This is a genomic window from Rhizobacter fulvus, from assembly GCF_964020785.1.
Map to the genome: position 1 here is coordinate 3331453 of NZ_OZ224516.1, position 14085 is coordinate 3345537.

At 69.9% G+C, this 14085-nt stretch carries 14 protein-coding genes; 11 read left to right on the forward strand and 3 right to left on the reverse strand.

The genetic code is table 11. The features are described from left to right. Nucleotides 1-36: 36 nt before the first annotated feature. From ACWH49_RS15970 to clsB, 6 genes are all read left to right on the forward strand, one after another. Entirely contained in the window at nt 37-381 is a 345-nt protein-coding gene (locus tag ACWH49_RS15970) for an FmdB family zinc ribbon protein (RefSeq protein WP_448172344.1), read from the forward strand. A gap of 25 nt (nt 382-406) precedes the next feature. Further along, nucleotides 407-1069, forward strand: coding sequence for a DUF502 domain-containing protein (locus ACWH49_RS15975; protein ID WP_448172345.1), 663 nt, complete (start codon nt 407-409; stop codon nt 1067-1069). 132 nt (nt 1070-1201) lie between these two features. After that, nucleotides 1202-2995, forward strand: a complete 1794-nt coding sequence (gene aspS, locus ACWH49_RS15980; RefSeq protein WP_448172346.1) for an aspartate--tRNA ligase — start codon at nt 1202-1204, stop codon at nt 2993-2995. Nucleotides 2996-3088: 93 nt separating this feature from the next. Continuing rightward, entirely contained in the window at nt 3089-3559 is a 471-nt protein-coding gene (gene nudB, locus ACWH49_RS15985; RefSeq protein ID WP_448172347.1) for a dihydroneopterin triphosphate diphosphatase, read from the forward strand. Beyond that, the gene (locus tag ACWH49_RS15990) at nt 3559-4365 is read left to right on the forward strand and encodes an endonuclease/exonuclease/phosphatase family protein (RefSeq protein WP_448172348.1); all 807 of its coding nucleotides are present in this window, start codon (nt 3559-3561) and stop codon (nt 4363-4365) included. The genes nudB and ACWH49_RS15990 overlap by 1 nt, the downstream gene beginning before the upstream one ends. Then, nucleotides 4362-5624, forward strand: coding sequence for a cardiolipin synthase ClsB (clsB, locus tag ACWH49_RS15995; protein WP_448172349.1), 1263 nt, complete (start codon nt 4362-4364; stop codon nt 5622-5624). Before ACWH49_RS15990 ends, clsB begins: the two co-directional genes overlap by 4 nt. Here the strand turns inward: clsB and ACWH49_RS16000 are convergent. Then, nucleotides 5621-6043 carry a DUF805 domain-containing protein gene (locus ACWH49_RS16000; protein ID WP_448172350.1) on the reverse strand — a complete coding sequence of 141 codons (423 nt, stop codon included), beginning with the start codon at nt 6041-6043 and terminating at the stop codon, nt 5621-5623. The genes clsB and ACWH49_RS16000 overlap by 4 nt on opposite strands. A gap of 108 nt (nt 6044-6151) precedes the next feature. On the opposite strand from ACWH49_RS16000, the gene ACWH49_RS16005 reads away from it, so the two are divergent. The 3 genes from ACWH49_RS16005 (at nt 6152) to ACWH49_RS16015 (ending at nt 9730) form a co-directional block, all read left to right on the forward strand. After that, the gene (locus tag ACWH49_RS16005) at nt 6152-7207 is read left to right on the forward strand and encodes a ligase-associated DNA damage response exonuclease (RefSeq protein ID WP_448172351.1); all 1056 of its coding nucleotides are present in this window, start codon (nt 6152-6154) and stop codon (nt 7205-7207) included. A gap of 103 nt (nt 7208-7310) precedes the next feature. Continuing rightward, on the forward strand, nt 7311-8021 hold the full coding sequence (locus ACWH49_RS16010; RefSeq protein WP_448172352.1) for a glycosyltransferase family 25 protein: 711 nt from the start codon (nt 7311-7313) through the stop codon (nt 8019-8021). Further along, nucleotides 8018-9730 carry an ATP-dependent DNA ligase gene (locus tag ACWH49_RS16015; protein WP_448172353.1) on the forward strand — a complete coding sequence of 571 codons (1713 nt, stop codon included), beginning with the start codon at nt 8018-8020 and terminating at the stop codon, nt 9728-9730. Before ACWH49_RS16010 ends, ACWH49_RS16015 begins: the two co-directional genes overlap by 4 nt. On the opposite strand, the gene ACWH49_RS16020 is transcribed toward ACWH49_RS16015, so the two are convergent. Next, nucleotides 9716-10753: an asparaginase gene (locus ACWH49_RS16020; protein WP_448172354.1), complete on the reverse strand. Its 1038-nt coding sequence runs from the start codon at nt 10751-10753 to the stop codon at nt 9716-9718. The genes ACWH49_RS16015 and ACWH49_RS16020 overlap by 15 nt on opposite strands. Before the next feature lie 63 nt (nt 10754-10816). Here ACWH49_RS16020 and ACWH49_RS16025 point away from each other — a divergent pair, with 63 nt between their 5' ends. After that, on the forward strand, nt 10817-11665 hold the full coding sequence (locus tag ACWH49_RS16025) for a ChaN family lipoprotein (protein WP_448172355.1): 849 nt from the start codon (nt 10817-10819) through the stop codon (nt 11663-11665). 4 nt (nt 11666-11669) lie between these two features. Here the strand turns inward: ACWH49_RS16025 and ACWH49_RS16030 are convergent, their stop codons facing one another. Further along, the gene (locus ACWH49_RS16030; RefSeq protein WP_448172356.1) at nt 11670-13169 is read right to left on the reverse strand and encodes a S10 family peptidase; all 1500 of its coding nucleotides are present in this window, start codon (nt 13167-13169) and stop codon (nt 11670-11672) included. 26 nt (nt 13170-13195) lie between these two features. On the opposite strand from ACWH49_RS16030, the gene ACWH49_RS16035 reads away from it, so the two are divergent. After that, complete coding sequence (locus ACWH49_RS16035; protein ID WP_448172357.1) at nt 13196-14017, forward strand: DUF429 domain-containing protein; 822 nt, start codon at nt 13196-13198, stop codon at nt 14015-14017. Nucleotides 14018-14085: the final 68 nt, after the last annotated feature.

Here is a 14085-nt window from a genome sequence, read left to right on the forward strand (position 1 = left end):
CGTCCCATTTTCTCTATTCAGATCAAGGGCTTGGCCATGCCGATCTATGCCTATCGCTGCAGCACCTGCGGGCACGCGAAGGATGTCCTGCAGAAGATGTCCGACCCGGTCCTCACGGTCTGTCCGGCGTGCGGGGCCTCGACCTTCGTCAAGCAGGTGACCGCGGCGGGCTTCCAGCTGAAAGGCTCGGGCTGGTACGTGACCGATTTCCGTGGTGGCGACAAGGGCGCCGCGCCGGCCGCCGGCGGCGATGCCGAATCCGCCAAGCCGGCCGCGCCGGCTGGCGGCGACGCCGCGCCGGCCGCCGCACCCGCCAAGGCGGAAGCCGCGCCCGCCCCGGCGCCCGCGCCGACCCCGGCCTCGCCGCCCAGCATCAAGTGACGGCGCGTGCCGACCGGGAATCGCCGTGAAGAAATACCTCATCGCCGGGCTGCTCGTCTGGCTGCCGCTGGCCATCACGATCTGGGTGCTGCAGGCCGCGCTCGGGCTGCTCGATGGCGTGTTCAGCTGGTTCCTCAATGCCGGCAAGGCGGTGCTGCCGGCCGCCGCCGAGCCGGCGATCGACCTGCTGCTGAAGATCCCGGGCCTGGGCGTGATCGTGATGCTGACCGGCCTGCTGATCACCGGCGTGTTCGCCACCAACATCGTCGGCCAGTGGTGGCTGCGGCAGGGCAGCCGCGTGCTCAGCAAGATCCCGATCGTCAAGTCGATCTACAGCTCGGTCAAGCAGGTGTCGGACACGTTGTTCTCCAGCAGCGGCAACGCGTTCCGCGAGGCGGTGCTGGTGCAGTACCCGCGCAGCGGCAGCTGGACCATCGCGTTCGTCACCGGCCGCCCGGGCGGCGAGGCCGCGCTGCACCTGCCCGGCGAATACCTCAGCGTCTACGTCCCGACGACGCCCAACCCGACCTCGGGCTTCTTCCTGATGGTGCCGCGCGCCGACGTGGTCGTGCTGCAGATGAGCGTCGACGAGGCGCTCAAGTACGTGATCTCGATGGGCGTGGTGGCGCCGCCGCTGCACGTGCCGCCGGCACCGGCCATTGCGGTGGCGCAGCCGGCCCGAAATTGACCCGGCTGGGCGGCCGGCATCCGCTCAGCCCAAGGCGCGGCCTGCTGCGCCGCAGAGCCCTCCAACCGAGCGCCGCGCTGTGTACCGCGTGACGCTGCCCAATCAATCTGCCGAAAGCAGAGGAGTGATCCGATGAGAACGACATATTGCGGCCTGGTCAGCGAAGCGCTGATGGGCCAGACCGTGACCCTGATGGGCTGGGCCCATCGCCGCCGCGACCATGGCGGCGTGATCTTCATCGACCTGCGCGACCGCGAAGGCCTGGTCCAGGTCGTCTGCGACCCCGACCGCGCGGCGATGTTCGCGATCGCCGAAGAGGTGCGCAACGAGTTCTGCCTGAAGATCGTCGGCAAGGTCCGCGCCCGGCCCGACGGCACGGTCAACGCCAACATCACCAGCGGCAAGATCGAGGTGCTGTGCCTGGAGATCGAGGTGCTGAACCCCAGCATCACGCCGCCGTTCCAGCTCGACGACGACAACCTGTCGGAGACGACGCGGCTCACGCACCGCGTGCTCGACCTGCGCCGCCCGCCGATGCAGCGCAACATGATGCTGCGCTACCGCGTCGCGATGGAAGTGCGCAAGTTCCTGGACGCCAACGGCTTCATCGACATCGAGACGCCGATGCTGACCAAGAGCACGCCCGAGGGCGCGCGCGACTACCTCGTGCCCAGCCGCGTCCACGACGGCATGTTCTTCGCGCTGCCGCAGTCGCCGCAGCTGTTCAAGCAGCTGTTGATGGTCGCGGGCTTCGACCGCTACTACCAGATCACCAAGTGCTTCCGCGACGAGGACCTGCGCGCCGACCGCCAGCCCGAGTTCACGCAGATCGACATCGAGACCTCGTTCCTGACCGAGGAAGAGATCCGCACGATGTTCGAGGGCATGATCCGCAGCACCTTCAAGCACGCGATCGGCGTCGAGCTGCCGGCGTTCCCGGTGATGAAGTACGCCGATGCGATGCACCGCTACGGCTCCGACAAGCCCGACCTGCGCGTCAAGCTCGAGTTCACCGAACTCACCGACGTGATGAAGGACGTGGACTTCAAGGTCTTCTCCGGCCCGGCGCTGATGGATGGCGGTCGCGTCGTCGCGCTGCGCATCCCCGGCGGCGCCGAGATGAGCCGCAGCGAGATCGACGCTTACACCGAGTTCGTCAAGATCTACGGCGCGAAGGGCCTGGCGTGGATCAAGGTCAACGACGTCGCGAAGGGCCGCGAGGGCCTGCAGTCGCCGGTCGTCAAGAACCTGCACGACGCGGCGCTCGCCGAGATCCTGAAGCGCGCGGACGCGAAGGACGGCGACCTGCTGTTCTTCGGCGCCGACAAGGCCAAGGTCGTCAACGACGCGATCGGCGCGCTGCGCGTCAAGGTCGGCCACAGCGATTTCGGCAAGGCGCGCCAACTCGCGCAGGGTGCGTGGGAGCCGCTGTGGGTCGTGGACTTCCCGATGTTCGAGTACGACGATGGCGCGCAGCGCTGGAGCGCGGTACACCACCCGTTCACGTCGCCGAAGGACGGCCACGAGGACCTGCTCGAGACCAACCCGGGCGCAGCGATCTCGAAGGCCTACGACGTCGTGCTCAACGGCATCGAGCTCGGCGGCGGCTCGGTCCGTATCCACCGCGAGGAGGTGCAGAGCAAGGTGTTCCGGGCGCTGAAGATCGACGCCGAGGAAGCGCAGCTGAAGTTCGGTTTCCTGCTCGACGCGCTGCAGTACGGCGCGCCGCCGCACGGCGGTATCGCGATCGGCCTGGACCGGTTCGTGATGCTGATGACCGGCGCCGAGTCGCTGCGCGACGTGATCGCGTTCCCGAAGACCCAGCGCGCACAGGACCTGCTGACCAACGCGCCCAGCGCGGTCGACGAGAAGCAGCTGCGCGAGTTGCACATCCGGCTGCGCAACGTGCAGGCCGCGGGCAGCTGAAGCGGCGATTCGCACGCTGATGCAGAATCGACGGGCGCGGATTTCCGCGCCCTTTTTCTTGCGCGATCGTCTTTCGCATCGAATCGCCACGCCGTGACCTCCAAACCGCCCAAGATCCCCGAATCCGTGCTCGTGGTCATCCACACCGCCGAGCTGGACGTGCTGCTGATCGAGCGGGCGGACAAGCCCGGTTTCTGGCAGAGCGTGACCGGCTCGAAGGACGCGCTGGACGAGCCGAACGAACTCACCGCGCGGCGCGAGGTGCTCGAGGAGACGGGCATCGCGATCGGTTCGCCGGCCGTGCCGCTCGCGAACCTGCGCGACTGGCAGCTGCGCAATGTCTACGAGATCTATCCGGTGTGGCGGCACCGCTATGCTCCCGGGGTGACCCACAACACCGAACACGTCTTCGGCCTGCGCGTGCCGCGCGACGTGCCCGTCGTCCTGAGCCCGCGCGAGCACACCGCGCAGGTCTGGCTGCCCTGGCGCGACGCGGCCGACAAGTGCTTCTCGGCCTCGAACGCCGAGGCGATCCTGCAACTGCCGCAATTGGCTGGACGATGATGCTTCGACCGCCCGTTGCCAGCCACGCCCCGAGCACCCTCCACCCGAGCCACGTGCTGCGGGTGGCGACCTACAACATCCACAAGGGCGTGCGCGGCGTCGGGCCGCGCAAGCGCCTGGAGATCCACAACCTGGCGCTGGGCATCGAGGCGCTCGACACCGACCTGGTGTTCCTGCAGGAAGTGCGCTTCCTGAACCGCGCCGAAGCCAAGAAGTTTCCGGACACCGTGATCGGCTGGCCGCGCATGCCGCAGGCGGACTACCTCGCGCCGGAGGGCTACGAAGTCGCCTACCGCACCAACGCCACCACGACCCACGGCGAGCACGGCAATGCGCTGCTGTCGCGCTGGCCGCTCGGCGACATCGGTCACCACGACGTCTCCGACCACCGCTTCGAGCAGCGCGGGCTGCTGCACGTGCCGGTGCACTGGAACGGCGTGCTGGTGCACGCGATCGTCGCGCACTTCGGGCTGATCCACTCGAGCCGCGTGCGCCAGGTCGAGCGCCTGGCCCGATTCATCGAGGCCGAAGTGCCGAAAGACGAGCTGCTGATCGTCGCCGGCGATTTCAACGACTGGGGCGCCAAGCTGGACGCGCCGATGCGCGCGTTCGGCCTGCACCGCGCCGGCGTGCCCGGCGACCCGCCGGCGCGCTTCAACACCTTCCCGTCGCGCCTGCCGGTGTTCTCGATGGACCGCATCTACGTGCGCGGGCTCCAATGCCTGTCCACGTCGGTGCCGCGCGGCGTGTCCTGGGCACGCATGTCGGACCACTTGCCGCTGATCGCCGAACTGGCGCTCGAATGACCGCGTCGACCCGTGCCCGCGCGCTGCGGCCGGCGCATCGGCTGACGTTGCTGAAGGGGGGCGGGGCGCTGTTCCCGGCGATGTGCGAGGCGATCGCCGCGGCGCGCGCCGAGGTGCTGCTCGAGACCTACATGTTCGAGGTCGCGTACGGCGTCGTCCCGATCGCCGAGGCGCTCGAAGCGGCGGCGCTGCGCGGCGTGCGCGTGCAGGTCGTCGCCGACGGCGTCGGTACCGGCGACATCCCGCCCGAGTGGCAGCAGCGCTGGAAGGCGGCGCGGGTGCACTGGCGCATCTTCAACCCGGCGCGCGGCTGGCGGCTGCTGCTGCCCAAGCGCTGGCGGCGCCTGCACCGCAAGCTGTGCGTGGTCGACGGCCGCATCGGCTTCTGCGGCGGCATCAACCTGCTGGACGATTTCCACGATCCCAACCATGGCGCGCTCGACCAGCCGCGCTTCGACTTCTCGGTGCGCGTCGAGGGCCCGCTGGTCGAGGACATGCACGAGACCATGAAGCGCCTGTGGGCGCGCCTGCAGGTCGCGCGCGAGGCCGAGCAGCAGGACTTCGCCGCCGCATTCCAGGCGGTCATCGCGGCCGCCGACGCCGGAACCGACCTGGCCGACGAGCACTTGAACAGCGACGTCGACGACGAGAACGCACTGCCGCAGCCGCCTGGCGAAGGCGCGCTGGCCGCGCTGGTGCTGCGCGACAACGTGCGCTTCCGGCGCAGCATCGAGGGCAACTACCGGCTGGCGATCGGCCTGGCGCAGACCGAAATCCTGATCGCCAACGCGTACTTCATTCCCGGCGTGCAGCTGCAGCGCGCGCTGCTTCGCGCCGCGCGGCGCGGCGTGCGCATCACGCTGCTGCTGCAGGGCCGTTACGAGTACTTCATGCAGTACCACGCCAGTCGCGCGGTCTACGCGATGATGCTCGACGCGGGCATCGAGATCATCGAATACGACGCCAGCTTCCTGCACGCCAAGGTCGCGGTGATGGACGCCGCCGGCGGGGCGCTCGCGACCGTGGGCTCGTCCAACCTCGATCCTCTGAGCCTGCTGCTGGCCCGCGAGGCCAACGTCTTCGTGCGCGACGATGCGTTCGCTGCCGAGCTGCGCGGCCACCTGATGGACGCGATCGCCCAGGGCCGCCGGGTTGCGCCCGACGCGATCACGCGCTGGTCGGTCGTCTCGCGCGGTCTGACCTGGCTGGCCTACGCGGCGATGCGGGTGGTGCTGTTCGTCTCGGGCAAACGTTACTAGAAGGCAGCGGTCAGGTCGGCGCCGAAACGGTTGGCGCCGCTCGTGCCGCGCATCAGACCGTTCGCGACGAGCGTCCAGATCCAGCCGATCACCGGAATGAGGTAGACCAGCACCCACCAGCCCGAGTGGTCACGGTCGTGCCAGCGCTTGACGCTGACCGCCGTGAACGGCCAGATCAGCAGGGCCGTCGTCAGCGCCTCGGCGCGCCGCTCCGAGACGCCGACGATGCCGAGCAGCATCTCGAGCATCACCGACACGAGCAGCGGCCCGAGCACGCCGTAGAGCCAGAACACCTTGCGCGGCACCCGGCCCCGGAAGCTGAACAGGATCTGCGGCGTCGACATCGCGTCGTCGAAACGCGAGCGGGTGAGGTCCGGTGAGGCGTCCAATGAGGCGGTCGGTGCGGTGGAGGTGGTCATAGGGATGCGGTGCTGCGCGCGTCGGAGCGCGCCGCTCGCGATCGTAGGCGATTGCCGCCGGAAGCGGCGCACTCGCCCGTCGGCATACCTCGGTCGCTACCATGCCGCATGAGCTTCGTCGACGACCTCGTGGTGCTGCGCCCGGAAGGGCTGTACTGTCCGCCGGGCGACTTCTACATCGATCCGTGGCGGCCGGTCGGGCGCGCGGTCATCACGCACGCCCATGCCGATCACGCCCGCATGGGCCATGCGCGCTACCTCGCGGCGGCGCCCGGCGAGGGCGTGCTGCGCGCACGGCTTGGCGAGATCGACCTGCAGACGCTCGCCTATGGCGAAGCCGTCGACCACTTCGGCGTACGCGTCTCGCTGCACCCGGCCGGCCACGTGCTCGGCTCGGCCCAGGTGCGGCTCGAGCACCGCGGGCGGGTATGGGTCGCGTCGGGCGACTACTTCGTCGCCGGCGCGGTCGACGATCCGGCCGAGGGCAACGCGACCTGCGCGCCGTTCGAGCCGGTGCGATGCGACTGCTTCATCACCGAAAGCACCTTCGGCCTGCCGATCTACCGCTGGGCACCGCAGCGCGAGCTGTTCGCCGACATCGACCGCTGGTGGGCCGCCAATGCGGCGGCCGGCCGCGCCAGCCTGCTGATGGGCTACAGCTTCGGCAAGGCGCAGCGCATCCTGGCCGGCGTGGATCCGTCGATCGGGCCGATCGTCGTCCACGGGGCCGTGGACCCGCTGAATCGGGCCTATCGCGCCGCGGGCGTGGCGCTGCCGCCGACGCGACTCGTCACCGAGGTGAACGACAAGAGCGAGCTCAGGCGCGCCCTGGTGATCGCGCCGCCGTCGGTGCAGAACTCGACCTGGGCACGCCGCTTCGGCGACGCCAGCGACGCGTTCGCGAGCGGCTGGATGCAGCTGCGCGGCGCCCGCCGCCGGCGCGCGGTCGACCGCGGCTTCGTGCTCAGCGACCATGCCGACTGGCCCGGCCTGCAGCGCGCGATCGGCGCGACCGGCGCGCAGCGCGTCATCGTCACCCACGGCTACGAGAGCGTGATGGTGCGCTGGCTCACCGAGCAGGGCCTGGAAGCGGGCGCGTTCAGCACGGAGTACGGGGACGAGAAGGAGGAGGTGGCGGAATCGATGCCCACCGTCGGCGCGTGATGGGCTGCATGACGTGCACCACGTGCACCACGTGCAGCGCGATGGCCAACTCTCTGGCCGGATGACAATCGACGCGCCCGTTCCACTCTCGATCGCCCATCGCATGAACCCGTTGACCAGTTTCGACCGCATCTACGTGATCAATCTCGCGTCCCGCAGCGACCGCCGGATCGAGATGCAGACCCAACTGGAGCGCGTCGGCTTGTCGCTCGATCGGGCGCCGGTGAGCCTCTTCCCGGCCCTGCGTCCCGACTCACCGGGCGATTTCCCGTCGATCGGCGCGCGCGGCTGCTTCGGCAGCCACCTGGGCGCCCTGAAGGCCGCGGCCGCCGAGGGTTGCGAGCGGATCCTGATCCTCGAGGACGACCTGGACTTCTCTCCCGCGGGTCTCGCCGCGATCGAGACCGCATTGCGTGCATTGCAGGACCAGCCTTGGGGCATGTTCTACGGAGGCTACCGGCTTGACCGTGCGCTGCCGCTGGACGCGTCGATCCAGCAGGTGGCCCCGACGGACGTGATCGGCACCACCCATTTCGTGGGCCTGTCCGCGCCGTGGATCGGCATTGCCGCGGAGTACCTCGAGGCGATGCTCGGCCGGCCCGCCGGCGACCCGCGGGGCGGACCGATGCACGTGGACGGTGCGTACAGCTGGCTGCGGGCCGCGCATCCGGAACTCCGGACCTGGGTTGCGACGCCTCAACTGGGCGATCAGCGACCGTCCCGTACCGACATCCACGACCTGCGCTGGTACGACCGCTGGCCCGTCGTCCGTGATCTGGCGCAGGCAGCCCGGCGCCTGCGGCGTCGCCATTGAAAGCGTTCGCCCGCCTGTTCAACGACCTCGACGCGACCACCGCGACGAGTGCGAAGGTGGATGCGCTGCAACGCTACTTCGCCACCACACCGCCGGCCGACGCGGCCTGGGCGGTCTACTTCCTGGCGGGTGGCAAGCCGCGCCAGGTGGTGCCCACAGCCGTGCTGCGTGCGCTGGCCTGCGAGCGCGCCGGCATCGAACCCTGGCTGTTCGAGGAGGCGTACCAGGCCGTCGGCGACCTGGCCGAGACCATCGCCCACGTGCTCCCGCCGCCGACCCATCCGAGCGACATCGGCCTGGCCGAATGGGTCGAGCAGCGCCTGCTGCCGCTGCGCGGCCTTGGGCCGATCGAGCAGGCCGAGCGCATCACGCGTTACTGGGACGAGCTCGACACGGCGGAGCGCTTCCTGCTGACCAAGCTGATCGGCGGCGGCTTCCGTGTCGGCGTGAGCAAGCTGCTGGTGCAGCGCGCACTCGCTGCCGTCGGCGGGCTCGATGCCAAGATCGTCGCGCAGCGGATGATGGGCTACACCGATGCGCGGCAGATGCCCGATCCGGCCCGCTACGCGGCGTTGCTCGCGGCCGGTACCAGCGGTCCGGCCGATGCGGGCCAGCCGTATCCGTTCTTTCTCGCGCACCAGCTGGACGCGCCGCTGGCGGGCTTCGGTGCCAAGCTCGGTGCGCCGGCCGACTGGTTCGTCGAATGGAAATACGACGGCATCCGCGCGCAGATCGTCAAGCGCGCCGGCCAGGTCTGGATCTGGTCGCGCGGGGAAGAGCTCGTGACCGAGCGCTTCCCCGAGATCGCTGCGGTCGCCGCGCAACTGGCCGACGGCACCGTGCTCGACGGCGAAATCGTCGTCTGGAAGGACGATGCGCCCGCCACGTTCAACCTGCTGCAGCAACGCATCGGCCGCAAGACATTGACCAAGCGCGTGCTGGCCGACGCGCCCGCCGGTTTCATCGCCTACGACGTGCTCGAATGGGCCGGTGTCGACCAGCGCTCACAACCGCAGTCGGTGCGCCGCCCATTGCTGGAGGCGGTGGTCGGCGCCATCGCCGGTATGCAGCTGTCGCCGCTCGAGACGCGCGCCACCTGGGCGGAGCTCGCGGCGCTGCGCGAATCGTCGCGCGAGCGCTGCGTCGAGGGGTTCATGCTCAAGCACCGCGCCGCGACCTACGGCACCGGCCGCACGAAGGCCGACGGCACCTGGTGGAAATGGAAGATCGATCCGCTCAGCGTCGATGCCGTGCTGATCTACGCGCAGGCCGGCCATGGCCGGCGTGCGAGCGTCTACACCGACTACACCTTTGCGGTCTGGAACCGGACGCCGGCGGACGCGGCCGAGGCGCAGGCGGTGATCGACGCAATCGCCGCGCGCGTGCCGGCGCAGGACGGCGCGCTGCAACTCGTCGCGTTCGCGAAAGCCTATTCGGGCCTGACCGACGAGGAGTTCAAGCGCGTCGACAAGGTGATCCGTGCCCACACGCTCGAGAAGTTCGGGCCGGTGCGCAGCGTCAAGCCGACCCTGGTGTTCGAGCTCGGCTTCGAGGGCATCAACCGCAGCCCGCGCCACAAGAGCGGCATTGCGGTGCGTTTTCCGCGCATGCTGCGCATCCGCGACGACAAGCCACTGCACGAGGCCGATACCTTGCAGACGCTGGAGGCGCTGCTCGCCAGTGGCCCGGAGCGCTCAGCGCCGCAGTGACCGCAGGATCGGCGTCGCCACCAGACGTCCCACCTCGATGCCGTTCCAGTTCCGCATCTCGGCGTCGCTCAAGGATCGCATGAAGGTCGCGTCGCCGTCGTCGAGCGTCACGAACGCCTCGATCACCGCCGCCATCACGACCTCGGCGGCGCGCGCGTTGTTGCCGTCGTCGATCTTGATCGCGACCCCGAGTCCGCGCTCCGGCAGCGCGGCGCAGAACACCCCTTCCGCGCCGACCTTGCAGAACACGCGCGCGCCGAGCCGCTCCATCACGCGCGTGTCGAAGCGCCCCTGGCCCGCGACCAGGTAGGGCGCGCTCGCCACCGCGCTGCGCAGCCGCCTGGCCGCGGCGGCGTGCCCGGCGTTCAGGCCGGTACCGGTACCGACGCGTGCGAAGGCGTGGGCCAGGTGCCGCAGCGGGATCGCGAACGTCGGGATCGAGCAGCCGTCGGTGCCTTGCGGCGTGTTCGACAGGTCGTAGCCGGTCGCCGCCTGCAGCGCTGCAGTGACTTCGCGCATGACCGGGTGCTCGGGCTTGATGTAGCCCCGCACGAATTGCCGCAGATCGGGCTTGCCGCCGTGGAGCGCGCAGGCCAGGCACAGGAAACCCGAATGCTTGCCCGAGCAGTTGTTGTTCAGCGCGTTCGGTTCACGACCTTGTGCGGCCAGCATGCGCGCGGACGCCTCGTGGTACGGCCAGTGCGTACCGCATTCCAGCGCGTTGACGTCGAGACCGGCCTTCGCGAGCATGCGCGCGGCGGTCTGCGCGTGGATCTCCTCGCCGCCGTGCGAGGCGCACGCCAGCGCGAGTTCGTCGTCCCCCAGAACGAGCTGGTCCGCCGCGCCGCTGGCGACGAGCGGCAGCGCCTGCAGCACCTTGACCGCCGAGCGCGGAAAGATCGGCCGCTCGATGTCGCCGAGGGAGGCGACCACCGCGCCGTCGGCGTCGAGCACGGCGAGCGCGCCGCAGTGGGTGGATTCGATGGCGTTGCCGCGCAGGACGTCGACGAGGATGGGGTTCATCGGTGCACTGTAGCGCGACCCTGCGCAGGCGCGGATCGCGCGAGCCGGGCACACTGCGGCATCATGGCCGCATCCATCCGCTGGTTCCTGTCGATCGTGGTCGCAACCCTGCTCGGCGGCTGCGCGCATCCGTCCGCGAGCAATGCCGACGCATTGGCCGCGGCGGTTCGCTCGCGCCCGCTCGTGCTGCTTGGCGAGGTGCACGACAACCCGGCGCAGCATGCGTTGAGGGCGCAGGCCCTGCGCGACCTGCTGAACTCGGGGGCGCGGCCGGCGTTGCTGATGGAGCAGTTCGACCGCGAGCGCCAAGCGGACCTCGACCTGGCGCTTGCGCGCACCGACGCGACGCCCGAGTCCGTGATCGCCGCCGCCACGCCGGCGACCGCCGCGATGCAGGGCTGGTCCTGGCCCTTCTACCGGCCCTACATCGCGCTGGCCATCGCGTACCGACTGCCCCTCGTCGCCGCGAACGTGTCGCGGAACGACGCGCGCCGCGTGCTGACGGACGGCCTGCCGGCACTCGGCTTCGAGCCGCGCGTGCCGCCGGATATCGATGCGGCCCAGGCGCGTGCGATCGTCGAGAGCCACTGCGGCATGATCGACGCGCCGCAGGCCGCGCGCATGGTCGGCGCGCAGGTGGCGCGCGACCAGTTCATGGCGCGGATGCTGGAGTCCCATGCCGCGCGGGGCGCGGTGCTGATCGCCGGCAACGGCCACGTGCGGCGCGATGTCGGTGTGCCGCGCTGGCTGGGCACGGCGGCCCGCGCGCGCAGCGTGTCGATCGGGCTGCTGGAACCGGGCGATCCCGCGACCTCGGCCTACGACGTCGTGATCACCACGCCGGCCACGCCGGACCGGCCCGACCCATGCAATGGCCTGCGTGCATCGCGTCCGCCGCCGGCAGCGCGTTGAGCGCTCATCCCTTGACGAAGGCGCGCACTTCCTTGGCCATCCGCACCAGCGACGGCTGGTGGATGTACATCATGTGCCCGGCCTCGAAGTAGCTGATCTGCACGCGTTCGCGCGCTCCGTCGCGCAGGCCGAGATGGTTGATCGTGTAGTCGCCGGCGGCGTGCGGTGTGCCGAGGTCGTAGTAGCCGCTGGCCACGTAGAGTCGCAGGTGCGGGTTCGCCTGCATCGCCTTGCGCAGGCTGCTGCCGACGTTGACGTAGCGGTTTTCGAAGCCTTTCCAGCTCCACTTGTCCCACACCGGCGCGTGCACGACGTAGGGCGCATCGGCCTCGAACTTGAGCGTGTCGCGCAGCACGCGATTGATGCCGACCGCGTAGGCGCCGAGCACGGCGTTCATGAACGGATCGACCTCCGGGTGCTCGCCGGCGTCGTCGCGGTCCTGTCCGACGAAGCGCGAGTCGAGCCGGCCGACCGTCTGGCCGCGGTGGCGCAGCAACTGCTTGAAGTAGCGGAACTCGCCGGGCCGCAGGTCGCACTGCCGCAGGTACTCGGCGCCGAGGCCGGTGAATCGTGCGAGCTGGCTCACGATCCGGTCGCGCGCCGCGCCGGCCAGCCGGTCGCCCTGCATCAGCGCGGCGGTGTACTCGCCAAGCGCGAAGGCCTCGGCCGCGGCGATCACATCCGCGAGCGCTTGCTTCTGCAGCTCGGGGACGAGTGCCTGGTGGAACCACGCGGTGGCCGCGTAGGTCGGCAGGAACAAGGCATACGGCAGCTCGTTGCCTTCGTCGAAGCTCAGCGTCTGCATGTCGATCGCCAGCGAGACCAGCATCACGCCGTTGAGAAAGATGTCGTGCTTGTCCTGCAGGTGCAGCGACAGGCCGGCCGCGCGCGTGGTGCCGTAGCTCTCGCCGATCAGGAACTTGGGGCTGCCCCAACGGCCGTAGCGCGTCAGGTACAGGCGGATGAACTCGCCGACCGAATCGAGATCGCGCTGGTAGGCATGGAACTCGTTCGGCTTCTCGCCCTCGGCCATGCGCGAGTGGCCGGTGCCGACCGGGTCGATGAACACGAGGTCGCTGTCGGTCAGCAACGTGTGCTCGTTGTCGACCAGCGCGTACGGCGGCGGCGGCGCGTGACCGAACTCGTCGCAGGCCACGCGCTGCGGGCCGAGCAGCCCCAGGTGCAGCCACACGCTGCTCGAACCCGGGCCGCCGTTGAAGCTGAACGTGACGGGTCGCGCCGAGAGATCGCCCGGCTTCTTCGTCTTCAGCGTGTAGGCGATGAAGAAGAAGCTGGCGGTGGCCTTGTCCGGCTTCGCGGGTTGGCCGTCCTTGGTGTCGTAGTTCGGCGTGTAGTCGCGCAGCACGATGGTGCCGCAGGTGGCGGTGTACTCGAGCGTCTTCTTGCCGACCTGCAGCGTGTGCTCGGTGGTGACGAGCCGCTCCTTCGGCTCGGCCGGCGGCGTGGCGGGGGAAGGTGGTTTGCTGCTGTCGGCGTCGGCCATCGGGGTGCTCTCGTTAGAGTGGGGGCATGGATGCGCATCGACTCTACCCGCTTGCCGGCATTGATTTCACGAGCCGGCCGACGCCGGCCAAGCCGATCGTGGTCGCGCTCGGTCACCTGACGAACGGAGTGGTGCGCCTGGGCCGCATCGAGCGGCATGCCGATTTCGCCGGGTTCTCGGATTGGCTGCGCACGCCCGGGGCGTGGCTCGGCGTGTTCGATCTCCCGTTCGGCCTGCCGCGCGAACTGGTGGAGTCGCTCGGTTGGCCGATGCAGTGGGCGCCGCTGATCGCGCACTACGCGGCGCTGTCGCGCGACGAGATCCGCACGGCCTTCAAGGCCTTCTGCGACGCTCGCCCCGTCGGCGGCAAGTTCGCGCACCGTGCGTCGGACGGGCCGGCGGGGTCGTCGCCGTCGATGAAGTGGGTCAATCCGCCGGTCGCGTTCATGCTGCACGCGGGCGTGCCGCTGCTGGTCGAGGCCGGCGTGCACCTGCCGGGATTGCACGCCGGCGACACCGACCGCGTCGCCCTCGAAGGCTACCCCGGCCTGCTGGCGCGCGAACTCCTCGGCATGCGCTCGTACAAGAGCGACACGCGCGTCAGGCAGACACCGGACCGCCTGATTGCGCGCATCGATGCAGTCGACGCCCTCGACCAGGGGCGCACGCGCCTCGGCCTGCGGCTGCGCTTGTCCCACGCGCAGCGCGAGGAACTGATCGCCGATGCCAGCGGCGACCGCATCGACGCCGTGTTCTGCCTGATGCAGGCCGCCTGGGCCAGCACGCGCCCGAACCACGGTCTGCCGCTCGCGATCGACCCGCTCGAAGGCTGGATCGTCAGCGCGTAGCGCGGCCGGCGCGCCGGCAGCGCATCGTCCGACACGGTGCCCGCCGGCGCTCTGCTAAGGTCACCCGC